Consider the following 23,838-nt stretch of genomic DNA (forward strand, 5'->3'; position numbering starts at 1 on the left):
ACTTCTCCTTCTTCAACTCTGCGAATCGATGTTTAATTGCTGGGGGGCTTGCTTGCATTCAGCTTTACCCGCTTAAGTAACAGTGAATTACCAATCACTGACAGTGAGCTTGCGGTCATCGCCACCACACCGATCATCGGGTGCAGCAAACCGATAGCGGCGATGGGTATGGCGGCCATGTTGTAGGCGCTGGCCCAGATCAGGTTTTGCACAATTTTGCTGAAGGTGGCGCGAGAGAGGTACATGGCTTCCACCACACCGGTCAGTTCGCCGCGAACCAGCGTCACATCGGCCGCCTCAATGGCGACATCGGCACCAGCGCCGATAGCAATGCCGACATTAGCCTGTTTCAGCGCTGGCGCATCATTGATGCCATCGCCCACCATGGCCACATGGTTACCGTGCTTTTTCTGCAGTGCACGGATTGCATCCACCTTGCCTTCCGGCAGCACACCGGCCTGCACTTCGTCGATGCCCACTTCCTCGGCAACGGCGCGCGCCGCGCGTTCGTTGTCGCCGGTAATCATCACCACATGCAGGCCCAACTCGTGCATGCCGCGAATGGCTGCGACCGATCCTGCCTTGATGGTATCGGCCACTGCGACAATGCCACATGCTTTGCCATCTACAGCGACCAATACGGCGGTGCGACCACGTCCCTCCAGATCATCCAGCTCCTTGTCCAGGGCCTCCAGCGCTGTTACCCCTTCTTCGCTCAGTAACTTGCGGTTGCCAATCAGTACCAACGCTCCATCGACCTTGCCGGACACACCACGCGCGCCGGTAGAGCGAAATTCAGTTACCTCACCAGGTGTCACATTGCGCTCGCCGGCACCCTCAACAATGGCGCGGGCAATCGGGTGCTCGGAGGCATTTTCCACCGTGGCGGCCCATTGCAATAATTGTTGTTCGGTCACGCCGTCAGCCGTGACCACTTCGGTCAGTTTTGGCTCGCCGCGGGTAATGGTGCCGGTTTTATCGAGCACCATTACCTTGATGTCTTTAAAGGTTTGAATGGCCTCGCCGGAGCGGATCAATATGCCTCGCTCGGCACCGATACCCGATCCCACCATCAGTGCGGTTGGCGTCGCCAGGCCCAGGGCACAGGGGCAGGCGATAACCAGCACCGCGATAGCGGCGAGAATGGCCAGCACCGGGGTGCTTGCTGTGGGGTTGACCCAGGGTAGGGTTCCTGCGGCCCATTCCAATATTGGACGCAGACTGTCGGCGGCGACAAACCATACCACAAAGCTCGCCAGAGCAATCAGGATGACGATAGGCACAAAACGTCCGGTCATGCGATCGGCGAACTCCTGAATGGGTACCCGTGATCCTTGCGCCTGTTCAACCAGCTTGATCACCTGCGACAAAAAGGTATCGCCACCCACCTTAGTGGCCCTCACCCGCAATCGCCCCTCTTTATTGATGGTTGCGCCAATGACGGTATCGCCCGACGATTTATACACCGGCACCGATTCGCCGGTGGCAATGGATTCATCCAGATGGCTTTCACCTTCGACCACCTCGCCGTCTGTGGGCACCTTGTCACCAGGGCGGATCACCATAATGTCGCCTGGCTGCAGTTCCTTGACGGCAACGTCCTGCTCCTGACCATCGCGTTCGACCCGGGCGGTTTTAGCACCCAGCGTCAGCAACTTGCGGATGGCCTGGGAAGCTCGGCCCTTGGCCTTGGTCTCAAGATAGCGCCCCAATAGATGGAAGGTCATGATGGTGGCGGCCATTTCCATAAACGACGTCATGCTGACAAAAAAGCCTGCCAGTCCAATCAAATAGGGTGGAATACTGCCCATGGAGATCAGCACATCCATATTGAAGGTGCGGTTGGTCAGCGAGCGCCAGGTGGACTTGTGAGTGGCTGCGCCGCCGTAAAGAAAAACCACGGGAAACGCCAGCAGTGTTACGATCAACAGATAGCCGGGAATGGGCTGCCAGAACATGTGGGGGATCATCAATAACATGATCAGGGTGGTGGGTATGCCGGCTATCCAGAGGCGCTGCAGGGCCTGGCTCAGGTAGGCGCTTTCAATATCAGCATCCTTTTCGGCAGCGTTATCGTCTGAGTCGGAACAGATCTGAGCGACATCGTAACCGGCTTTTTCTACGGCAGCGCGGATCTCAGCCAGGTTTAACTTGCCGGGATCATAGCTAGCCTCAACACGGTGAGCTGCGATATTGGTTGTGATCTCACCCATGCCATCCAAGCGCTTTAGCGAGGTTTTTACAATACCCGCGCAGTGGTCTGATCCCATTCCTGGCAAAGTCAGTCTTGCCAGGGCTGTGATATGTTTTGTTTCAGCGCTCATTTTTTCTCCCAGATGTCTAATCAGCCAGGCTGTCGACGGCCGTGAATCGCGATTGCCAGCAAAGCAAGCACCGCCGCACCAATAATGACCAGCATTGTCGTCGGTAAATAAAAGGTGGTATACACTTCCCAGCCCAGCAAACGCAGCACGTCTGAAACCATCGTAGGGTTGCCGATCAGATGGCCGCCCAGTGCGCCGGTGATGGCAAGTAAGTCGGCGCCCAGGATACCTAAACCAAGTATGATCCAGCGCGATACCCCGTGCCATAGCGTCTCGCCGTGCCGCCATGCAATAAACAGCAACATCGTCCAATAGCCCAGCGACCAGCTTGCCATCAGCAAGTGATTACGACCCAGTGGTGAGGCTGATAGCGCTTCGTACGGCCATACCAGAAAACCCAGCGCAAAGGTGATAGCGCCTGTCACAGCACCCAGTGCCAGTAGCGGCACCAAAACTCGGCCTAAATTGCGCGCCAACTGGCGATCTGAAAAAACACGGATAACAATAACCAGCGTTGCCGTCAGCCACAGCGCCACCGGAAAGTGCGACATTACAGCATGATAAGGCCCCATTACCGCTCCCCTTGTTTGGATAACAGATTATTGAGAGCGAGTGCAAATGCAGCGATTAGCAGCAAGCCGGCGAACAGGGTCAGCAACCACTGCAATTTAATTTCTGCCAGAAACTCGGCTTCGACGCCGTAATAAGCCAGTTGTTTTGCACTGTGGCGAACCCGTACCGGTACGCCCGCCCGCATATGCGCTGCACCAGCATGTTGCTTGCTTAATAAAGTAGTCCAGTTCACCTGGCCCGGATAAAACAATTCCAGGGTATGGCTGTCGACCTGCGTCCAGTCGGGTTGGCTGCCACTGAATTTGTGGGCGCGGATTTCAGCATCGCGGCCAAGCCCCATTTCCAGTGGTATGGACACATAATGCCAGCGGCTGCCCATTGCATTGCGGTGCACGGCGATGGCGATGTCATACAGTCCTTGTTCTTTAAAAACTTTGTCCTGCAATGGATCCCCGGTGTCTTTAGCGCGAACCAGCGTCACGCGCCAATAGCCGTCCTGCCAGCGGGCCTGGCCATCTACCCGGATGTCGCCACGGGATCCTGAGGGCAAGCGCAGCACCCGGCGGGGCAGGGTGTCACCTTCCTGCCAAGCAAGGCTATTGTCAAATGGCAGCGCCATCGATTCACTTAAATAGTAGATCGCATCGAAGTCTGGGCGTCCGGTAGTCACCTCAGTCCAGTTCAGGGCGTGAAAGCCGGTTTTTGCCGGGTTGAACATCAGGCTGGGATGGTTGGCGCCACTGTCCCAGTTGGTATAGAAGGGGCCGATGCCACTATCACTGTGCCGGAACTCGGCCACAAACTCATCGTCTGACACATTAAGCGGGTTGGAACGATGGGCCCGCCAATGCCACAGATCAAGAAAATAGCCAACCTGACGTTGCTGAGTCAGAGCTGCATCGTCTACCACTGTGCGCCAGTCATTGATATCAGTACGGGTGGCCGGCAGGCTCTTGCGTACGTCAGTGGCGCCAAGTTGTTGCCCCAGGTAAGCATGCTCCCTCACCTCAGTGGCGCTGGCCTCCCGGCTCATAAAACGGTGGTTTTCGCCAACCGTAATGTAGCCACCATAGCGCTTAAATTCCGGTACGCCACCATCGTCTACCAGCATGCTGACGCGATCTTCATAGACGCCATCAGGCTGCTCACCAACGGGGCTGCTGCCATGCCGGATCCATTCGCCGCCGGTATAGCGCAGCATGTCCAGGTAGACGTGCGGCCGCTCGGTTGGCCATTGGTAGCGGAAGTAGATGTCATGCTCGTTGTAAGCCACCTGCAGTTGCAGTGGCATGATGAGCGTTTTGGGAATAAAAATATTGCGCGCGGTATCGTTATGAATAACCCCCCGGCCATGCATCAACCAAGAGGCTGTCAATACGCTGATAAAAATAGCAATAGCAATGTACAGCAGGTGAGCCCGGGACATGAAATTTGATTTCCTTATTTATAAGGTCTGCACTTTGGATTTTCCTCAGTTGAGTTTTTAGTGCCTGATCGTCAGGCCCCTGTGGTGAGGAATGGGTATCTATCGAAAACAGAATAAGGGAGCTAAGCTAGCATACTCTGTTTAGTCTCCCGGAAGTGAACTACGTATAGGTATAGGACAAATACTCCAATATGTATAGATAGTGGCTTGATGCCACCCTGCTAGTGCTTTGCCGCTTAAGACAGAGTTAAGCCAATCACCACCGTGGCCCAGGCCGTTAGCCCCAGCACCAACGCAGCAGCTATCATCTCAATACAAATAACGGTTCTGAGCCGCTTGATCACACCGGGCATGGCCACCCTTGGTACCAGCAACAACTTATTGGTCGCGCCAAGCCCCAGTAGTAATAACACCAGGCATAACTTAGCTAACAACGTCAGGCCATAAGCCGTTTGCCACAGCAGGCTTACATCGCCCAGCAACACTTGCAGCATTAGCACACCCATCAGCAGCAACAGGCTGACAAAAATCAAGGCTGCTTTGCCAAAATCCGTCATTACCCGGGCGACTAGCTCAGGGTTGTCTATATGGCTGATCCGCCACAGCGGCAGCAAGGAGCCGATCCAGCAAGATACCCCAAGCAGGTGCAACATTAATGCCAGCTGGCCATACCAGGGCGTGCGGATCAAGTGACCGGTAAAAATATAAGACAACAGAATACAGGCAGCCACTATTAGCATAAGCACAGGCAAACACTTACCGCGCCAGTAAAATGTAGCGGCAAGCCAGCAACTGACAAAACCTGCTACTGCCAGGCCCCAGCTTAACCCCATATTGCCGTCCAGCAACATAAGGTACATTTCCCAGTCATAAAAACTGGCAAGGCCCTGGCCACTGAACAGCAGCAACTGCACCCCAAATGCCAGTACCACACTTACAACGCCGAGCAGGGCTGAGCCGATACAATAAGCACCTAACCAGGGCAGTATTGATTCATCCCGGGCGCTGAGCCAGCGGATAAAATAGCCGCCTATCACGCCTGTGGTGGCAAGGTATAGCAGCACTTTTGCCAGCCAGGTCAGTAGCAAGTACAGGTCCATGCGTTATTCCTTTGTTGCAGGGAGAGCAAGCCTCCCCCTTGAGTATATTATTTTGACCAATGAATATGGGTGATCTGCCAATTACCGCCGCGCAGTTGCAGGGTCATGGTTTCCATGCCGGTGTGATCTATTGATTTGTCCTTGAACTGGCCGCTAACCTTCGAGCGAGCCAGCGACACTGCGCTATCGCCTTGTACCCGCACGTGGTGCTCTATGGTTGCCACAGACAGGTCTTTTAGAAACGCCATATCGGCGGCCATATGATGGCTTTCATATTCCGCTCTGGAGCGTTCAACACTACCGCCTTCAAAAATGATCACATCCTCGGCCAGCAGGCGCTTGACTGCTGAGGCGTCTGCGGCTTTAAGGGCGGCATGAAACTCCGTCACCGCCTTGGCCGCAGGGTGTTCCAGACCGCTAAAGTGCAGCGCTGTCTTTGCAGAGTGCGCTTTGGCGTCAGTGGCTGCTGCATTGGGGTCAACGACAAAACTAAAGGCCCCTTCCATTCGGTGGCCATCTTCTCCCATCCCCATCCATGCTGCCTGATACGCGCCCGCCGGCAGCGGCACAGCAATCAACACCTCAAACCGGCTTTGCGCGGCACTGCTACGTTTAAAGTTCAGGGCAATGTCCTTGCCGGACGCATCGGTTAGTGTCAGGCTCATCAAGCGCAGTGGCCCGCTAAACTGCAGGCTTAACTGGCTGGCAGCCACTACCGTCTGCTTATCTGCCGGAACAGAAGAGCTTAAGCTGGTATGGGCCAGAACAGTAAGCGGGCTCAATACTAGCAGCAGCAAAGCTAACCGCTTTGCCGCTGCGTGAAGCCGTAGGGTATTTTTCATCAGTTGCATTCCTTAGTGTCAGTTGTGTGCACGTTAAAGGTGCGGTATTTTTTCAATGGCGGTAACGACCAGTGCGCTGCCGACTTTCTCAACTTTAACGCGCACACTATCGCCCGGCGCTAAACCGTCAAATAAGGCTTTGTCCTGTATCTGAAATACCATAGTCATTGCTGGCATACCGAGACTGGCTATGGGTTCATGCTTCAGGGTGATTTTGCCGTACTCTACATCGAGTTTGCGCACTACTGCTGCGGTCATATCATCAGTAACGGCTGCGGTATCACTTTGAGGGTGATGTTGGGCATGATCCTGCTGTGCCAGCGCAGACGGCAGCGCTAAAGCTACCGATAACGCTAATAAACTCATTGCTATTGATTTCATAAATTCACCTGTTACTAGTTATGCCCACTATGGGCTTTGGGTTTACGTACTGTGACTTCCACTTCTGCTGCCACCGGCTGTTCTGTCGCCATTAGTTGGCCGCCGTGTTGTGCTGAGCGTTTTGCCGCCGGCATGTCGCCGGTCCATTCGCTGGCCACTGTGCCTGCGGGATGCTTAAACCAACCCGGATCGGTATAGTCATTCGGCGCTTGATCTGCTCTGACTTTAAGCACACTAAACATGCCGCCCATTTCTACCGAGCCAAAAGGTCCTTCGCCGGTCATCATCGGCAGGGTGTTATCTGGTAGTGGCATGGGCATTTCCGCCATATCGGCCATGCCGCGCTCGCCCATCACCATATAGTCAGGTACTAAGGTTTGAATTTTTTTCGTCATACCACTGTGATCCACCCCGATCATGGTTGGAATATCATGGCCCATCGCATTCATTGTGTGATGTGATTTATGGCAGTGAAACGCCCAGTCACCTTCCTCATCTGCGATAAACTCAAGCTGACGCATCTGGCCCACCGCAATATCAGTAGTCACTTCAGGCCAGCGACTGCCCGGAGGCGTTGGGCCACCATCTGTGCCGGTAACGGTAAATTCATGGCCATGCAGGTGAATGGGATGGTTGGTCATGGTTAGGTTGCCGACGCGTATGCGTACCTTGTCATTTTTACGCACCACCAGCGGATCAATTCCGGGAAAAGCGCGGCTGTTAAAGGTCCAGAGGTTAAAATCCAGCATGGTCATAATTTTCGGTGTATAAGCACCAGGTTCAATGTCGTAAGCATTCAACAGAAACACAAAATCACGGTCTACTTGCTCAATATAAGGGTGTGCATCTTTTGGATGAGTTACCCAAAAACCCATCATGCCCATGGCCATTTGCACCATTTCATCCGCATGCGGATGGTACATAAAGGTACCCGGGCGCCTGGCAACAAACTCATAAACATAGGTTTTACCCACCGGAATAGCAGGTTGATTCAGCCCCGCCACGCCATCCATGCCATTAGGTAAACGCTGGCCGTGCCAGTGAATGGAAGTATGCTCAGGCAGCTTATTGGTGACAAAAATCCTCACTCTATCACCTTCGACCACTTCAATAGTTGGCCCCGGTGACTGGCCGTTATAGCCCCATAGGTGCGCTTTCATCCCCGGCGCAATTTCTCTGATCACCGGTTCTGCTACCAGGTGAAACTCCTTTACACCCTGGTTCATCCGCCAGGGCAGCGTCCAGCCATTTAACGTCACTACCGGATTATAGGGCCGGCCAGATGTCGGCAGTAAAGGGGCCATAGTGTCAGCAGAGGTTTGACTCACCACTTCCGGCAGCCCCGCCATGGCTACACGGCTGACCGCCGTTACCCCAACCCCGGCGGTAATGGCGCCGATCCCTTTTAGTAAATCACGACGTGAAAACATAACATGCTCCTTAATGGCCGGCTGCCGTATTGGTGTTAATTAATGGCGTTTCGCTGGTATTGGCTGCCGTTACAGGCACGCCCATCATGGCGAAATCCAGCTGCGACCTGGCCAGCCAGAAATCACGGTTGGCATTAACATAACCGGTTACGGCATTAATTTGGTTACGAGCGTCGGCAATAAGCTCAAACACGCTGATAAACATACCGTTGTAACGCAGCTGATTCTCTTCTGCAATTTGCTGCTGTATTGGCAGCATGGCATTTTTGTAGTGCTGTGCTAATTCATACCTGGACTGGTAGTTAAAGTAACTTTGCCTTAACTCAGAGCGTGCCGACACCCCTATGGCAAAAGCGTGATTAAAAGCTTGTTGATATTGATATTCAGCTTTTTTAAGCCGATAGCTGCCCCAGTCAAATAGCGGCAACTCCAACACGGCTTTGTAGCTGCGTTCTGAGCGGTCTTGCATATTGGCGCCCACTTCTACTTCAAAAGCATTGATAAAACGAGTGGCCCGCGTTAAGCCTGCGCCTTGGGCAATGTGCTCCAGCTTTAGTTTTGCCAGCTTTACGTCCAGCCGCTGCTCAAGCCCACCTTGCACGACGTAGCTCCAGTCTGTCAGTTGTGTTGGGATCTCCGGTAAGCGATCCGGCAATATTAACTGCTCGGAATCCTGCCATAACCCCAACTGGCGTTGTAGCGCTTGTTGGCTGCTGTAGGCTGACTGCCTGGCTTTGACTAAATTAAGCGTAACCTCGGTGAGCAGGCTCTGCTCGCGCAAGAATTCTAATTTGCTGAAGTTACCGGCCTGCAACATCCGTTTCGCCAGCTCGGCACCGGCGGCGGTGGTGGCGTAAACCTGCTCGGTGTAATGCAATAACTCCTGCGCCGCCACGGCATTCCAGTATGCATGATGCGTGTCAGCAATGATGCCGGCAATCCGCTGCGCGACCTGCAGTTTCACTTGCTCAAACTGATTGATTTCCAGCTGACGGACTTTAGGCAAGGTCAGTAATGACAGCAGATTAAAGCCAAATTCCAGCTCAGTAGTATAATGGCCATCAGATACCTTGCGAGTCAGGCTGATAGACGGGTTAGGCAGTTGTGATGCTTGCTGCAACTGGGCAGCCGATATACCCAGTGTCAGCAGCTCGCCTTGGACTGCCCTGTTATTCAGTACCGCTATTGCCACAGCGTTATCCAGCGTTAAAGGTGTCTTTAATAGCTGTTGAATACGCTGATCAGCCTGTTGCTGTTGCTGCTCAGTGTCAATTTGCTGTAATGGCGTCGGGTTAATCGCGGCAATTTCAGCCTGTACCTCACTCAGTGGCTGGCCCGGATTGACTGCGCATCCAGCCAGGGTACTGACTATCGCCAGCAGTGCCGTCAGTTTTAATGTCTGACGTTTGCTGCCTGTTGCTTTAGAACATGCCATTACTGATGCCCCTTATGGTTATGCGGCTGCTGTTCCGGCTTGGGTTTTGGCTGCTCCGGCTGCTCAGCGTGCTCTGATTGCTCCGCTGCGCCCTCTGCGGCATAAAACATCCAGCCACCGATCTGACTGACCCGCTGATTAACCTCAAGCCAGTTGCTAACAGCGGGTATCCTGGCCGCTGGTGTGGTTACCGGCTTGTAAGGTGGCGCGGTCAGCACTGTGTCACGCTGCAATGAGGCGGGCAGGGGTAATTCTTTTGCTGACAAAGCCGTGGCAAAAGTAAGGCTGAGCAGCCAAAGCCCGGCAACAGCCCGCTGTTTTATGGTGCTACTGCAGTGCATAAAAAATCCTCAATATAATAAATAGCAAAATGCTTTAGCGCATAACACCAGTGATAATGCACGGGCGCTAGTTAACGCAATGATCGTTAGAACCTATTGGGATTAAACAGACTTTGGAGGGCGTTCTTGCGGTACAACCACACTACTGGTATGGAAGTAAGTACGTTGTAATACCTTGTCGTGGTATTCACTGGCTGCGGCTGTGAATAATGCCGACGGTGAAGCGCAATGTATCGAACAACAATGGTCGCATGCTTCACAAGGTTCAACCATGGTATGGCTTACATCTGATTCTGCAATGGTTTCAGTGTCAGAAGTGCTGGCCGCCGCATGCTGATGATGACCGGTGTGAATAGCCGGATCAACAGTAGCATGCAGATCCGAGGATGTAGTGGTGTCGAGATGGTGTGGCATGGTCTGGCAATGTACCATAGCATAGACGCCCGTTGCCTTTAAAAGGAACAGAAAGCACAATGCGATGATATACCAATTGCCTGAACGCATACATTATCCAGAGTAAAAACTGATACATAATAGACCTGGCCGATTGAGAGTTCAATACCTTGGTCCTCTTAGTTAAACATCCTGACAGTCTAGATGGCGTGAGTAACATCAGCATTAACCAAAACACCGGTGTAATCGACTTAAGCACTTTGAAAATCGGGTAGTAAAATACACCGGTGTTTTGGTTGATTGCACCGTTGCTTTGGCTGATGTTCAGGCTGTTATTCCTCTTTACACTGGCACAGTCATTTGACTTAGCTTAAGAGGAATACTGATGAAAACCCTTATTACTGTAGTGATTGCTGCTGTGGTGCTGTTAGCTGCTGCCTTATTTATTTTTAATCCAGCCAATGCCAGCAACGAGCATTTAGAAAAGCATAAACACGCCTTTACCGCAGAATTGTATCAACAGGCAAAAGCTGAAAACCGTCTGGTGCTGATTGATGTGTATGCGCCCTGGTGCCCAACCTGCCGTCGCCAGCACGGCGTACTGAACGACTACTTTGCGGCCAACCCCAACAGTGACATTCAGGTGTTGCAGGTAGATTTTGACAGCCAGAAAGACTGGGTTACCCATTTTAAAGCACCACGCCAATCTACGCTGGCGCTGTACCGTGGTTACGAGCAGCTGTGGTTTAGTGTGGCGCAAACCAAGCAAAAAACGATTTTTGCTGAGCTGCAAAAACACGACACTGGCGCGAACTGATTATGGAATTTACCGCCATTCCACTGGCGTTATTAGCAGGCTTACTTAGCCTGCTGTCGCCTTGCGTGTTACCGATGATCCCGGCTGTTACAGCCTCAGCGATGCGGGCTTCTAAAACCGGCGTCTGGTTTTTAGCCGCAGGCCTGGCCCTGACCTTTGCCCTGGGCGGCTCCTTACTCACTTACCTGTTACTTAGCGCCGGTTTATCTCCCGATGTGATGCGCACCTTCGCCGCAGGCTTTATGCTGCTGATGGGTATGGTGTTAGTAGTGCCCTGGCTAAATCAGCAGTTTACGCTACTGCTGTCACGGCTCACCAGCCGCTTACCTTCGGGCGGCCAGGTAGCAGACTCTTCCGACAGCCCTGCCTTTCAGTTTGTGATTGGTGGCTCACTGGGCCTGGTGTGGCTGCCTTGTGTTGGCCCGACACTCGGTGCTGCCATAGCACTGGCCTCTACCGGTGATAGCATGCTGATGTCGTTTACGGTAATGCTGGCCTTTGGTTTAGGCACGGCCCTGCCTTTAGTGGCCTTAGGTTATGCTGCAGGAGCTAAGCTAAATACCTTACGTGCCTCCGGTAAAATAGGCCGCCTGCTGCTAGGCTATGCATTGTTGCTGATTGCACTGATGATATTCAGCGGCTTTGATAAGGTGCTGGAAATCTGGGCTATTGAGTTTTTGCCGGATTGGGTAACAGTGATTTAATTTGCTGAGCTGTTCAGGCGGCAATAGTTGTCGCCTGGCACGGCAAACGTTTAACAAAGCCTAGATGGCGTGCAGCCAAGTCTTCAGTTTGATTCTGAACAACCGCAGATAGCACCTTTATTGGCGAGATCCTGCAGCAGGGGCAGGGCGCCCTGCTGTAACTGTTGCTCAGTTAAACCCGGCAATTGTTTGCTAATAGCGCGAATAAGTTGAGGCAAGGTCAGGCCTGGCTGTTCAGCCAGGTGGTTTAGTAGTAATAAGGTCGCCTGGCTAAGTTGTACAAATTTTACCTCGTCATCGATGTTGCGATATAACAGAAAAAACACCGGTTGCGCAGGCTCAGTCGGCTGAAAATCAACCCTAATTTGTTGTACCGGGTACTGATAAGCACAGAGCATGGCCAGTTCAGACAGCTTTAGCCTGGTGCTATCCAGCGCTGCGCCGGTTAGCTGCACAGGCGCAAGCGATGGCGCCTGACTGGGCACCAGCGTCGCAATATACAACTCGGCCCATTCATAATGGGCCAGCTCAGCTAAAAAAGCCGGGTCGTCGGCTGTTGGCTGGTAGTCTTGTAAAAAGGCCACAAACTGTTCGGCTATGTGCAGAAAGTAGGGGCTATGGCAGGCGTAGCGGCTGAAAAATTGCTGGGCCAGGGCGGTCCAGTTGCGGTCGCTGTACAGGGTTTTTAATACCGGAAAAGCGGTGTCGAGAAAGCCTTTTACATTATTAAAGAACAGCTCACGATAGACGTTTAGCCGGCGTGGTTCGATACCCGGCGGCGGTGCATTATGTTGCGGGTTACGAATATAAGCGGCAAATTGCTGCTGTAGCTGCTGAAAGTCAGCGCTCTGCTGCTTCATAGCACAGGCCTGTTGCCAGCCTTGGCGTTTTGCGCTTGCTGCTGCAGCGTTCTGATAGTGGCCAGCTCGTGTTGCAGGCTGCTTAGCGATGGTATATTGAAATCCCGCTCATACAGGGTAGGCTTTACTCCATGCTGCTGGTAAGCCTGTTGCAGTAACTGCCACACCGGGCTTGGAATATCGGCGCCATGGGTGTCGATTAATAAGTCTGGTGCTTGCTGGTAGTGGCCGGCCACATGGTAATAAGCGATGCGCTCGGTTGGCAGTGCCTGCAAAAAAGCCAGGGCGTTATAACCATGATTTATGGAATTAACATAGACATTGTTGACGTCGAGTAACAGCTGGCAATTGGCTTGCTCAAGCACGGCGCAGATAAAGTCCAGCTCACTCATTTGCTGGCCGGGCGCAGCATAATACGACACGTTTTCCAGCACCAGTGGCTGCTCCAGAATGTCTTGTACGGTGCGTACTCTGGCTGCCACGTAGTTAACGGCTTCTTCAGTAAAGGGGATCGGCATTAAATCGTATAAATGGCCGCCAGCAGAGCAATAGCTAAGATGCTCACTGTATAGCTTGATCTGGTGCTGTTTGAAAAACGGCTTTAACTGTTTTACAAAATCGATATCCAGTGGGTCCGGGCTGCCGATAGATAGCGATAAGCCATGGCAGGCAAAGGCGTGACGCTCGGTTAGCGCCTGAAACTGGCTGGCCAGTTTGCCGCCATAAGGCAGCCAGTTTTCCGGTGCCACCTCAAAAAAATCAATGGCCAGATTTGTGCTGGCCAGCAGCTCTGGCAGCATTTCCCGGCGCAGGCCAAGGCCGGCACCGGTTAATGTCATTGCTGGTGTCACAGCTTAAGCCGCACCACACTTGCCTTCACCGCACTTCATTTCTTTGGCTTTGTCTTCTGCTTTGGCTTTGGCATCGTCTTTCATTTTGCTGGCTTTATCGGCACCGCATTTGCCCTCGCCACACTTCATTTCTTTGGCTTTGTCGCTGGCTTTCGCCTTATCAGCACCGCACTTTCCTTCACCGCACTTCATTTCTTTGGCTTTGTCTGCTGCCTTATCTTTAGCTTTATCTTTTGCCTTGTCAGCGCCACACTTACCTTCACCACATTTACCTTCAGTGGCAGTAAGCTGATACGCCATACTCAGTTCAGCAGCAGCAAAAGGGTTGGTATCGGCCTGGACAGCGCCAGAGGCTACAGAGCCTAATGCCATAGCGCCAAGGGCGAAAGAAAGTTGGGTTTTGTTCAGAGTTTTCATGGTGTGTTACCTTTGTGGTTGTCAGAGTCAGTTATAAGACCTGCCCACCAGCAAAGGTATTTCAAAATTGTGCTGATTTCAATGCACCCGGTAAAAACGACAGAAAAAATCGATAACGCTGTCTGGATCAAGCTGGCTGAAGCGCACCTTGCGATTGGCTACTATCGCCTCGCCAAGGGCTCGCAATGTATGATCGAGTGGGGCACCTGCCGGGCGCTGCGCACCATGGTCGGCGAATAAGAAATTAAGGGCCGTGGCAGCGTAGGATTTACCCGGCTCCAGTTGCACTAATTCCAGTTCCTGTAAACGAACACCGAGGTTACGGATTTTCTGCAGACAATTTTGTTCGTTCATACTGGCCTCGACTGATGTTGATTTCTGTTGCTAAGCTTGTATCGGCGCCATTGCCGGATTCTTTAACCGGCGTGCTGAAATAATAAAATAGCCAGCACAGTACGCTGGGTTTTTGGTAGTATGGCAGGCATTGCGTTTGCGTTAATTATTCTTCAAATAAGGGATTACATGACCCACACCCCTATGCCGTTAGCCTTGACTCCTGCTCAGTTGGGCCCTGTTTTACACAATGACCAGATAGATCAGGCACTGGCCACCCCAGAGCTTATTCCAGGCTTTATTGGCCAGGAGCGGGCGAAGTCGGCACTGGCATTTGCTATTGGCATGGATATGCCGGGCTACAACTTGTATGTGATGGGTGAGCCGGCGTTAGGCCGCTTTACGCTGGTGCAGGATATTTTGCAGCATGCTGCTGCCGAAAAAGCCACGCCAATGGAGTGGTGTTACCTGAATAATTTTGACGATGAACGGGTACCGAATACGCTGCGTTTGCTACCCGGCGATGGCCGCCTGCTGGTGAAAAAGCTTGAGGCCTTAATTGACGAATTACTGGATACCTTTCCGGCAGCCTTTGATAACCCGGGTTACCAGCGTAAGAAAAAGGCCATTGCCCGCCAGTTCGACGATCGTTACGAGCAGGCAATCGAGCGGGTGGAAAAAACCGCGCTGGAAAAACAAGTGGTATTGTACGAAGACAACGGCGTAGTGAGTTTTTCGCCAATAATTGACGGAAAACCACTGGATGACAGCGAGTTCAGCAACATGACTGACGAGCAGCGCCAGTATTTCTATACGCTGGTGTCCGAGCTGGAAACGGTGCTGAATGATGCGTTGCTGGAGCTGCCGCGCTGGAAGCGGGAGTTATCAGAGAATTTACGAAGCTTGCGAAAAGAAACAATAGAGCAAGCTATTAAGCCGATGCTGAAACAGATGGAGCATGATTACAGCACGGAGCTGGGGATACTGAAGTACCTGAAAGAAATGCGACCGCATTTGGTTAAGGCGGTGCTGGAATTGCTGCCTGATGAGTCAGACGGTGAAAAGCAGGAAGAAATCGACAACAGGGAGATTTTTGTCGAAGAATTTGTACCCAATGTACTGGTGCACCATGAAACCATGTCGGGCGCGCCGATTATCTTTGAACCGAACCCCAGTTACGGCAACTTATTTGGCCGGGTAGAGTATAACTCGTCCAGTGGCGCACTTTACACCAATTACCGGATGATTCGCCCCGGGGCGCTGCACAAGGCCAATGGTGGTTATTTAATTCTGGATGCTGACCGCTTGCTGTCGCAAGCCTCGGTGTGGGATGCGCTGAAACTGGCGCTGAAAGGCGGCGAAGTGGTGATTGACACCCTGAGCGAACACGCGGTCACTAACTCCACCATTATTACCCCAAGGGCCATTCCGTTAAACGTCAAGGTTGTGTTGCTGGGCTCGCGTGACTTGTACTATCTGGTGCAGGAGGTAGACGAAGAGTTTAACGAGTTGTTTCGGGTGCTGGCTGATTTTGAACATTACCTGCCCTATAACGAGCAAACCCTCAGCTATATGTCACGCCAGATCCAGTTGCAAATGCAGCAGCTGAATATTAATCAGCTGACTAAGTGCGGCTTGCGCCAGTTATTACAGTTTAGTTTTCGCCAGGCGGAGCATCAACGTAAATTGTCGGCTCGTTTTGCCGACGTGCTGGAGCTGGTGCGCGAGGCCTGTTATTACGCCACTCAGGCACAGAGCGATATCTTAAATGCAAGCCATGTGCAGCAGGCGTTGCAGGGTAAACAGCACCGCACTGGCCGCATTAGTGAGGGTTTTTTAGAAGATATTCAGGAAGGGCAGATTCTAATTGATACCGATGGCCTGGCGGTGGGTAAAATTAATGGCTTAACCGTGCTGGAAATCGGCGATACCGCCTTTGGTACCCCCGCGCGGGTTAGTGCAACCGTGTTTGCCGGCTCCAGTGGTGTGATTGATATTGAGCGCGAAGTAGAGCTTGGTAAAGCCATTCACTCTAAAGGCGTGCTGCTGCTCACCGGTTATCTGGGCGCAAAATTTGCCCGTAAGTTTCCATTGACTTTAAGTGCCAATATCGCGATGGAGCAGTCATACGGCCATATCGATGGTGACAGCGCCTCTCTAGCCGAAGTATGTGCGCTGATTTCGGCTATCACTGATATTCCCATTAAGCAAAACCTGGCGGTAACCGGCTCGATTAACCAGCATGGCCAGGTGCAGGCCATTGGTGGCGTGAATGAAAAAATTGAAGGTTTTTTCCGGTTGTGTCAGTCACGCGGCCTGACTGGCGAGCAAGGCGTGATTATTCCGGCCAGTAATCAGCTGAATCTGGTGCTGCGGGATGAAGTCATCGCGGCAGTAGCCGAGCAAAAGTTTCATATTTATGTGGTAAAAACCGTAGATGAAGCACTTGGCCTGTTAACCGGCGAAGAAACCGGCGAACTGAACCGGCGCGGCCAGTATCCAAAAAAATCGGTAAATGGCCGGGCCATGCAACGTTTGGCAGAAATTGCCGAACTGGTAAATGGAAGTCTGGATGAATAACCTGCTGCCGGATGGCGAACCACTGATTTTGCTCTATACCGATATCGATCAGCAGCGGGTTCAGCAGCAGATATTACCGCTGCTGAGCAGTCGGTTAGGTGAGAGGTTTAGCGCCTTAACATTGCAGGTATTTAACGCTGAGCAACCGGAGCCGTTCAACCCGGGCAGCAGGCTGCTGTGTTATTTAAGCGATGAGCAATTACGTGAGTTAGTGTTGCAAATCCAAAACCAGCCGCTGACTCTGGCTTTATTACCTCACCCGGAGATGAAGCATGCCCGTTACGGCTTTGGCATTGCCGGTAAACTGGAAGATGCGCTGAGTGATGCCTTGAGTAATGATGCGGTTGAAGCCGATTTATTGCTGTGCAACGAAGTGCCGGTATTTAATTCGGTGGTGATTGGTGATGCGTTAACCCTGACCCCCGGCGAAGCGCTGGCCGAGCCATTGACGCTGCGGATAAAACGGTTTGTGCGGCTGGTGAAAGGTATTGGCGATGTGACCTTTAATGCTTTTAAAATTGCTACCCATAAAGAAAAGCTAGTGGATACCGCCGCCCTTGGCATCGTCGTGGTAGAGCATGGCCGCAGCTCGGTGTTGTCGCGCCGGCTGGTGGCAGATTCCAGCGTCAATGACGGCATGTTACATGCGCTGGTGCTGGCACCGCGCAGTGTGTTTGAAATGTTACGGTTTTTATTTGCCTCGCTGTTTTTACGTGACTACTGGAATAATAACAGCCCGTCTTTTGTCGGCCATATTAAAAGTCGCAGCCTGAGTATCAGCAGCCCGAAGCTGATTAGCTATACCCATGATGGTTTGATTGAAAAAAGCAATACGCTGCAACTGAAAGTAGAGCCCCGGGTATTGCAACTGGCACCGGGCCGTTATCTGGCGCTGGAAGACACTGAGGTAGAGAGTAAAGAAGTGGTACGAACCCAGGCGCTGCCAGCGGGCAAAGCCAAAACAGAATTGGTGACCTATCCGCTGCCCTGGATCCACCATGCCGCCACCGACGAGTTTAAAGAACTGTTTCTGGCGCTACGCGAAAGCGCTAAGGCGTCGCCGTCTTATTTAACCCTGATGGTGCTGGCGACGTTATTGGCAGTGTTTGGCTTGTTTGCCAATTCTACCCCGGTAATTATCGGGGCGATGATTTTAGCACCGCTAATGGGGCCAATTATCTCGATGGCACTGGGTACTTTGCGCCAGGATGAAAGCCTGATGTTAGTTAGCAGCCGTAGTATAGCGGTTGGTACCGGCCTGGCAATGGGCTGTGCTATGGTTGCCACCTGGTTTATTCCGCTAACCACCATTAACAGTGAAATCGCCGCCCGGATCAGCCCGACCCTGCTCGATTTAGGCGTGGCCGTTATTTCCGGCATAGCCGGTGCTTACGCCCATGCCCGGGCTGAGGTAGCGAAAAGCTTAGCCGGCGTGGCCATCGCTGTTGCACTGGTACCGCCGCTGGCCGTCGCCGGTATAGGTTTAGGCTGGCTGGACTTTACCGTGTTCTGGGGCGCGTTTTTACTGTTTCTGACTAACCTGGTGGGCATTATTCTGGCTGCGGTGATTACCTTTATGTTTTTGGGTTATAGCCCCTTTCATCGGGCCAGACGTGGCCTGGCGCTAACACTAATTTTGGCTGCGATTTTATGTATTCCGCTGGCTATTAGTTTTAGCCATATGGTGGCGGAGCACAGTATTGTGCAGCAGCTGGATGGGATTGAGCTGGATGAGGTGAAGTTGCGTGATGTTAGTGTGCGGCCTGGTAAGCCACTGCGGATAAGCCTGACGTTAGTCTCAGGCAGCGCGGTAGATGATGCCACTATGGATAGTGTAAAACAACGCATTGAGCAGAAGTTGCAACAACCGGTAGAGCTGGAAATCGGTGTGAAGATTATCCGTTGATCACAATAAAAAAGCCGGTGCTTTGCACCGGCTTGCTGTCAATGTCTAGTGGTTAACCACACTTTTTCGGGCCGCCTTTACATGGAGCAGGTTCGGTACCGTCATCGCCGCCGTCATCGCCACCGCCAGTATCACCACCCGCACAGCCATTGGCCAGCAGATAATCGTAAGCTGCTTTAGCTTTAACAATACCCTTACCAAATTTCACCGGGTCGCCATTAGCTGGCAATACTGCGGTTGATTTTAGCGCGTTACGAATTTCGGTGCCTGTACATTGCGGGAAGTTAGACCAGACTAACGCAGCAACACCGGATACCCCAGGCGTAGCCATAGAGGTGCCGCTCATGTAACCATAATCGCTAGCTGACGCTGAGATAGTAATGTTAGCAGCGCCCACGATGTCGCTACGTGATTCAAAAGCTGCACCGTATGACGGAATATTAGCTGAGCCAGAAACGTCCATATAAACCGGGCCGTCGCCAGCAACGTTATTAATTACTACAGCGCCGATACCACCGGAGTTTGCACAGTTATTGATTTTGTCAGCAAAAGAAATGCTACCACGGTCAATAGTACAGATTTTACCGTTGGCAGCGCTATCAATCGCTGAAGCTAACCCCATATGGTAAGTCGCGCCGTTCAGGTTGCCGGTGTTATCGGAAGGCGCTGCGCTAAAACCAGTACCGTCAGCGGTTGCTGTAACCAGTGCAGTACCGCCTGCCGGGTAGGTTGATAAGGTATCAACGCCGCCTGCTGTTACTTCAACACAAATGGTTTCATCAGTGGTGGCACTTTTGCCTCTGCCAGTAGTACAGCTGGGGAACTGAGAGAAATTAGCAATGGCGTTGTTAGCGTCGTTGGCACCAATCATCATTACTGAAGAGTAACCAGCAGGGTAAGAGCGGGTAGTATTACCATCGTTACCAGCGGCCGCTAAGACTAAACCACCATTATTGGTAAAGTTGATAAAGGCATTTTCTTCGGTACTGTTAGCGCGGCCACCGCCTAAACTCATGCTGATAATTTGTGAACCGTTCTGGGCGCACAGGTTGGCAGCATGAGCTAAGTCTGACGAGTAACCCCAGCCAGCATCGTTAAATACTTTGATAATATGCAGTGGGTTGCCCGGCGCCATCCCAACTACACCAAAGCCGTTGTCGGCTGCTGCAATGGTACCGGCTACATGGGTGCCGTGCGGGCCGCCGTCACGGAACCAGTCACCGGTGCCTGAGTTGCTGGTACCGGTAATGTTTGACCAGTTAAAATCGTTATTACCGCCACCGGTTTCACCGGTATCGCGGGCAATACCAGAGTCAATAACACAAACCCGTTTAGCATTACCCATATTCAGGCTAACCTGATTAGCTTGTGACTGATAAATAGCGTAAGGGGTTAACTGCTGGGTTTCCGGATTGCCGGCATCATCATTAAACAGCGCCATTGGATAACGCTTAACATCGGCTTCAATCAATTTGATATGTGGGTTGTTCAGTAAACCTTTTACTGAGCTAAGATCCTGACCGCTGAAGGTTGCGGCAATAAAGCCATCAGAATCAACTTCAATCTGGCCGCCCATGCGCACCGTCAAGGCTTTAATCAGGCCTTTGTGGTTGTTGTCTACCTGGATAACATAACGATCTGACGCCTGTGCCTGCACTGTTAGGCCTAAGGCAAGTAAGGTGGCGACAGTAACAGGAGTAATCTTCGAAAATTTCATGTAGTACTTCCTTCCAAAGTGTTGCAATCATTGACTCTTAAGAGTTCTTTAATGGTATTTATCGTGGATAAAATGCGTTTTGGCGCAATAGTGGTTGCGCACTGAACAAATTTAATCTGACTTTATTCAGGGGGAAATGCAAGTAATTTTTTAGAGTTACCTAAAGCAACAACAAAATTGTAATGATTTGTAATAAAAAAATGAAAGGGAAAGGTTAAGTTTTTTTTGCGCTTTGTTAAAGCATGACACTGCAATTTCTACCCTGTCGTTTGGCCTGGTACAGCGCTTTATCGGCCTGGTTCAGCAATACTTTGTCGCTGATGTCCTGGCCAACATGCAGGCAAGCAACGCCAAGACTGATAGTAATGATATGCGCGGTTGGGCTGGCCTGATGCGGTAGCATCAGCGCCATAATCTCCAGCCGTAATTGTTCGGCCATGGCCATGGCTTGCTGCTGACTGGTATTGGGCAGGATGCAGGCAAACTCCTCACCGCCGTAACGCGCCACTAAATCGACCTGGCGCTGCAAAGTGTTTGCCAGGGTATTGGCAATGGCTTTTAAGGTATCATCACCGGCCAGATGACCATAACTGTCGTTGTAGGCTTTAAAGTGATCAACATCGAGCAATATCACGGCCAGTGGCTGCTGCATCCGTTTCGCCATGGCGACCGCGCTATGTAACTGGCTGTCAAAATGCCGGCGATTGGCAATGCTGGTCAGGCCATCAGTTAAAGACTGGCGTTCCAGCGCGGTTTGCTGGGCGGCAACAGTGGCACTGTACTGGGTAAATGAGCGGGCGATATCGGCAATTTCGTCATTGCTGGCAAATAAGCGATCGTCATCATCAAAGCCACTGCCAGCCTGTACTTTGTCGTTCAGTATTTTCAGCCGTTTAATCACACGCTTCTGGGTGTAGGCCATAATCGCCAGTAGTAACAGGATAGCGGCTAAAGCCAGGCTGATACTGAACTGATTTTGTCTGGCCAGCGCCTGAGAAGATTGTTTGCTAAGCTGCATCAGTGATGCCGCCGACTGGTAGGCATTTAATTCGGTTTCACTGGCATAGTCGGTAACCAGACTGCGTAAAAAGTTGGCTTTACCCGTTGCTTTGGCAATGTTGGTGAGCTCAGCCTGACGCAATGCCAGAATACCGCGTTCTGAGCGCAACGCTGTATCAAGTTGTGTTGCTAAGGCTGTGGCGGCAACCTGTGCCGGGCCACTAAGCTGATTAAGTAATTGTTGGTTGGCCAGCCATCGTGATTCCAGCTCAGTCCGGCTTTGCCGCAAGTTGTACAGCCGGTCAATGCTATACAGCGCCGTGACATCCCGTAGCAGGCCAGAGTAATGCAACAGCCATGGCTGGCTGGTACTGCTGTTGGCCAACTGCTGGCTTTGTTGTTGCAGCTGCTGCAGCGTCTCCAGCCACTGCTGACTAAGTTGTTGTAACACCAGTCGTTCGGTAATGAGTTTATTCAGGCTGAGAGCTTCATCAGCGATCAACTGCAAGCGTTGTTGCTGATACTGGTGCTGCACATACTGTTGATGGTCCAGCGTGCTCATCTGCACAATGATCTGGCTTATCTGCTGGTAGGCCCTGGCTCTTGCAGCCTGGCTGATGGCCTGACGCAGCAGTTCAGATTGCAGGTTTAGTTCTTTCACTTTGTTGTGCACCCTGCTGGCTTCCAGCACGGCAGGCACGGCTTGCTCAGCCACGTTATTAACGATTTGCTGTGCTTGCTGCAGGCGGTGATAAAACAGCAAACTAAGTAGGATAAAAAGTAACAAAATCAGTAATAACGAGGTAAACAATAGCCTGGCGCTGGAGTAATAACGCTTGCTGAGCAAACTCATGGTTGGCTCCGCTGGCTAACGTCCTGCAGCCTATTATCGGTTTGCAGGGTAATGTGTTGCTGGTTTTTGATGGCTGCTGCGACAATATCGGCAATATTGCGATCATTAGGGTTAAAAAAGTTCAGCTTGCTGCGCTGATTTAAAATGGCAAAACCATCGCCGCCATCTGCCAGGTATTGCAGGGTAGCAACTTCATACATGCGTTCGCCGACCACAGGTTTGCCGTTGACCAGCAGTTGCACAATTCTGTTACCCGCAGCTGCGCGGCTGTCAAATTGCAGGGTGAAACCGGAACTGTGCAGGAAAAAACCACGCTGATTATCCAGCCCGGTTAAGCCGTGTTCGAAAATATTGATCAGATCCTGGCCACTCAGTTCCAGCAGCACCGGTGTATTGCGAAATGGTAATTCGGCCAGGATGTCGCCACGGGTCAGGATAGTGCCTGCCGGGTAATCTCTGACACCACGAATGGTGCCGCTATTTATAAAGGCTAATTTGGCACCAGTATAATTTTTCAGGGTATCGGTGACAAAATTAGCAAAGGCATTTTCACGATTACGCACTTCGTCGCGACGCGTTGTAAAGCTAACCACACTTTTGCCCAGCGGTTCGCGCAATAATAATTGCAGCCGGTTGCTATGGTTCTGAATTTGCCGGGTTACTGCAGGGTCGGGCGATAGCTGGGCAAGATCAACATAGCGGGTGTTAAGCGCACTGATATGGTGGTCTGTGCTCAGGCTGACATTAACCACCACAGCCTGATGCAACTGTTGTTGCAAAATAATTTCTGGCTGGTCAGGCAAAAGCTGCTGGCTATCATAGTTGTTACGAAATGCCAGCTGGATCACGCCCTCTGCCAGCAAACCGGGTAAAAAATCATGCTCGGTGGTGTGCATCAGCACCACTACATCTGCCCCCTGAGCTTTTAATTTGCGGGCCTGGCGCACAACTGCCTGCTCTGCCGGCTGGATCTGCAGTCGGTCCAGCGAATATTGTTGCACAACATAGGGCGCGACCAGCGCAATTATCCCCAGTTTACGCTCGCCTCGCTGCACCAGGATACTGTTTACCAGGCCATCCAGGTTGCCCTCGGTCATCGGATCGTACAGGTTACTCAGTACCAGTGGAAAAGCCGCTTCATAAGCGCGTTGTGATAATTCTTCAGAAAAGTAGGCAAAGTCGCGGTGTGATACCGACATTGCATCCGGGGAAAGCGCATTGAGAATATCAATAACATGGGCACCACGGTCGAAAAAGCCCAGCGGGCTGGGGCCAATACTGCCGCCGCCAAACAAAAAAAACGTCGGCGTATTTGTCTTGCGATACTGGGCCAGTAATGTTGCCAACTGAGCATAGTTGGCAACAGGATGATCGGCTTCGGCCATTTCGGCGGCATAAATAATAGTGAAGTCAGCTTCTGCCTGGCTGTGAAATGCCACACTGTTTAACAGCAATGCCAGCAGCGCTAACCGGAAAAACACAACCATGCGCGTTACTTATGCCTGAAAAGTAATCATAAAACGCCAGTTTAGAGGATCTGTCGCTGATGCGCAAAG

General features: G+C 51.9%; 21 protein-coding genes. 4 read left to right on the plus strand and 17 right to left on the minus strand.

From position 1 onward, the window contains the following. Positions 1 to 32 precede the first annotated feature (32 nt). From WG68_RS13990 to WG68_RS19585, 10 genes are all read right to left on the minus strand, one after another. The gene (locus WG68_RS13990; RefSeq protein ID WP_046558334.1) at positions 33 to 2,324 is read right to left on the minus strand and encodes a heavy metal translocating P-type ATPase; all 2,292 of its coding nucleotides are present in this window, start codon (positions 2,322 to 2,324) and stop codon (positions 33 to 35) included. Positions 2,325 to 2,344: 20 nt separating this feature from the next. Then, entirely contained in the window at positions 2,345 to 2,896 is a 552-nt protein-coding gene (locus tag WG68_RS13995) for a DUF2231 domain-containing protein (protein ID WP_046558335.1), read from the minus strand. Next, the gene (locus tag WG68_RS14000; protein WP_052749110.1) at positions 2,896 to 4,323 is read right to left on the minus strand and encodes an ethylbenzene dehydrogenase-related protein; all 1,428 of its coding nucleotides are present in this window, start codon (positions 4,321 to 4,323) and stop codon (positions 2,896 to 2,898) included. The genes WG68_RS13995 and WG68_RS14000 overlap by 1 nt, the downstream gene beginning before the upstream one ends. A gap of 236 nt (positions 4,324 to 4,559) precedes the next feature. Continuing rightward, on the minus strand, positions 4,560 to 5,423 hold the full coding sequence (locus WG68_RS14005; protein ID WP_046558336.1) for a CopD family protein: 864 nt from the start codon (positions 5,421 to 5,423) through the stop codon (positions 4,560 to 4,562). 47 nt (positions 5,424 to 5,470) lie between these two features. Further along, positions 5,471 to 6,265 carry a copper resistance protein CopC gene (locus tag WG68_RS19200; RefSeq protein ID WP_052749111.1) on the minus strand — a complete coding sequence of 265 codons (795 nt, stop codon included), beginning with the start codon at positions 6,263 to 6,265 and terminating at the stop codon, positions 5,471 to 5,473. A 33-nt stretch (positions 6,266 to 6,298) separates the two neighbouring features. Then, a complete protein-coding gene (locus tag WG68_RS14015; RefSeq protein ID WP_046558337.1) occupies positions 6,299 to 6,646 on the minus strand; it encodes a copper-binding protein in 348 nt (115 codons plus the stop codon). 14 nt (positions 6,647 to 6,660) lie between these two features. After that, positions 6,661 to 8,076: a multicopper oxidase family protein gene (locus WG68_RS14020; RefSeq protein WP_046558338.1), complete on the minus strand. Its 1,416-nt coding sequence runs from the start codon at positions 8,074 to 8,076 to the stop codon at positions 6,661 to 6,663. Positions 8,077 to 8,086: 10 nt separating this feature from the next. Further along, entirely contained in the window at positions 8,087 to 9,511 is a 1,425-nt protein-coding gene (locus WG68_RS14025) for a TolC family protein (protein WP_046558339.1), read from the minus strand. Then, the gene (locus WG68_RS14030) at positions 9,511 to 9,852 is read right to left on the minus strand and encodes a hypothetical protein (RefSeq protein ID WP_046558340.1); all 342 of its coding nucleotides are present in this window, start codon (positions 9,850 to 9,852) and stop codon (positions 9,511 to 9,513) included. Before WG68_RS14030 ends, WG68_RS14025 begins: the two co-directional genes overlap by 1 nt. Positions 9,853 to 9,954: 102 nt before the next feature. After that, the gene (locus tag WG68_RS19585; RefSeq protein WP_152663120.1) at positions 9,955 to 10,284 is read right to left on the minus strand and encodes a hypothetical protein; all 330 of its coding nucleotides are present in this window, start codon (positions 10,282 to 10,284) and stop codon (positions 9,955 to 9,957) included. Positions 10,285 to 10,630: 346 nt separating this feature from the next. Between WG68_RS19585 and WG68_RS14035 the strand changes: the two genes are divergently transcribed. After that, positions 10,631 to 11,062, plus strand: a complete 432-nt coding sequence (locus WG68_RS14035; protein WP_046558341.1) for a thioredoxin family protein — start codon at positions 10,631 to 10,633, stop codon at positions 11,060 to 11,062. Between the two features lie 2 nt (positions 11,063 to 11,064). After that, on the plus strand, positions 11,065 to 11,766 hold the full coding sequence (locus tag WG68_RS14040; protein WP_046558342.1) for a cytochrome c biogenesis CcdA family protein: 702 nt from the start codon (positions 11,065 to 11,067) through the stop codon (positions 11,764 to 11,766). Between the two features lie 83 nt (positions 11,767 to 11,849). On the opposite strand, the gene WG68_RS14045 is transcribed toward WG68_RS14040, so the two are convergent. The 4 genes from WG68_RS14045 to WG68_RS14060 all read right to left on the minus strand — a co-directional run bounded on the left by WG68_RS14045 (position 11,850) and on the right by WG68_RS14060 (position 14,248). Continuing rightward, complete coding sequence (locus WG68_RS14045) at positions 11,850 to 12,626, minus strand: HvfC family RiPP maturation protein (RefSeq protein WP_046558343.1); 777 nt, start codon at positions 12,624 to 12,626, stop codon at positions 11,850 to 11,852. Continuing rightward, positions 12,623 to 13,465, minus strand: coding sequence for an HvfB family MNIO-type RiPP peptide maturase (locus WG68_RS14050; RefSeq protein ID WP_046558344.1), 843 nt, complete (start codon positions 13,463 to 13,465; stop codon positions 12,623 to 12,625). The genes WG68_RS14045 and WG68_RS14050 overlap by 4 nt, the downstream gene beginning before the upstream one ends. Before the next feature lie 15 nt (positions 13,466 to 13,480). Next, the gene (locus WG68_RS14055; RefSeq protein ID WP_046558345.1) at positions 13,481 to 13,894 is read right to left on the minus strand and encodes an HvfA family oxazolone/thioamide-modified RiPP metallophore; all 414 of its coding nucleotides are present in this window, start codon (positions 13,892 to 13,894) and stop codon (positions 13,481 to 13,483) included. A 78-nt stretch (positions 13,895 to 13,972) separates the two neighbouring features. Beyond that, positions 13,973 to 14,248 carry a hypothetical protein gene (locus WG68_RS14060; protein ID WP_046558346.1) on the minus strand — a complete coding sequence of 92 codons (276 nt, stop codon included), beginning with the start codon at positions 14,246 to 14,248 and terminating at the stop codon, positions 13,973 to 13,975. A 168-nt stretch (positions 14,249 to 14,416) separates the two neighbouring features. On the opposite strand from WG68_RS14060, the gene WG68_RS14065 reads away from it, so the two are divergent. Then, the gene (locus tag WG68_RS14065; RefSeq protein ID WP_046558430.1) at positions 14,417 to 16,807 is read left to right on the plus strand and encodes a Lon protease family protein; all 2,391 of its coding nucleotides are present in this window, start codon (positions 14,417 to 14,419) and stop codon (positions 16,805 to 16,807) included. Beyond that, positions 16,800 to 18,713, plus strand: a complete 1,914-nt coding sequence (locus WG68_RS14070) for a TIGR00341 family protein (protein ID WP_046558347.1) — start codon at positions 16,800 to 16,802, stop codon at positions 18,711 to 18,713. The genes WG68_RS14065 and WG68_RS14070 overlap by 8 nt, the downstream gene beginning before the upstream one ends. A 52-nt stretch (positions 18,714 to 18,765) precedes the next feature. Here the strand turns inward: WG68_RS14070 and WG68_RS14075 are convergent, their stop codons facing one another. From WG68_RS14075 to WG68_RS14085, 3 genes are all read right to left on the minus strand, one after another. After that, positions 18,766 to 20,430 (minus strand): S8 family serine peptidase, encoded by a 1,665-nt coding sequence (locus WG68_RS14075; protein ID WP_046558348.1) that lies wholly within the window; start codon positions 20,428 to 20,430, stop codon positions 18,766 to 18,768. Between the two features lie 235 nt (positions 20,431 to 20,665). Further along, on the minus strand, positions 20,666 to 22,282 hold the full coding sequence (locus tag WG68_RS19205) for a GGDEF domain-containing protein (protein WP_052749114.1): 1,617 nt from the start codon (positions 22,280 to 22,282) through the stop codon (positions 20,666 to 20,668). After that, positions 22,279 to 23,769 carry a bifunctional metallophosphatase/5'-nucleotidase gene (locus WG68_RS14085; RefSeq protein WP_052749115.1) on the minus strand — a complete coding sequence of 497 codons (1,491 nt, stop codon included), beginning with the start codon at positions 23,767 to 23,769 and terminating at the stop codon, positions 22,279 to 22,281. Before WG68_RS14085 ends, WG68_RS19205 begins: the two co-directional genes overlap by 4 nt. Between the last annotated feature and the right edge of the window lie 69 nt (positions 23,770 to 23,838).

Source organism: Arsukibacterium ikkense (genome assembly GCF_000987775.1).
Lineage (GTDB): Bacteria > Pseudomonadota > Gammaproteobacteria > Enterobacterales > Alteromonadaceae > Alishewanella > Alishewanella ikkense.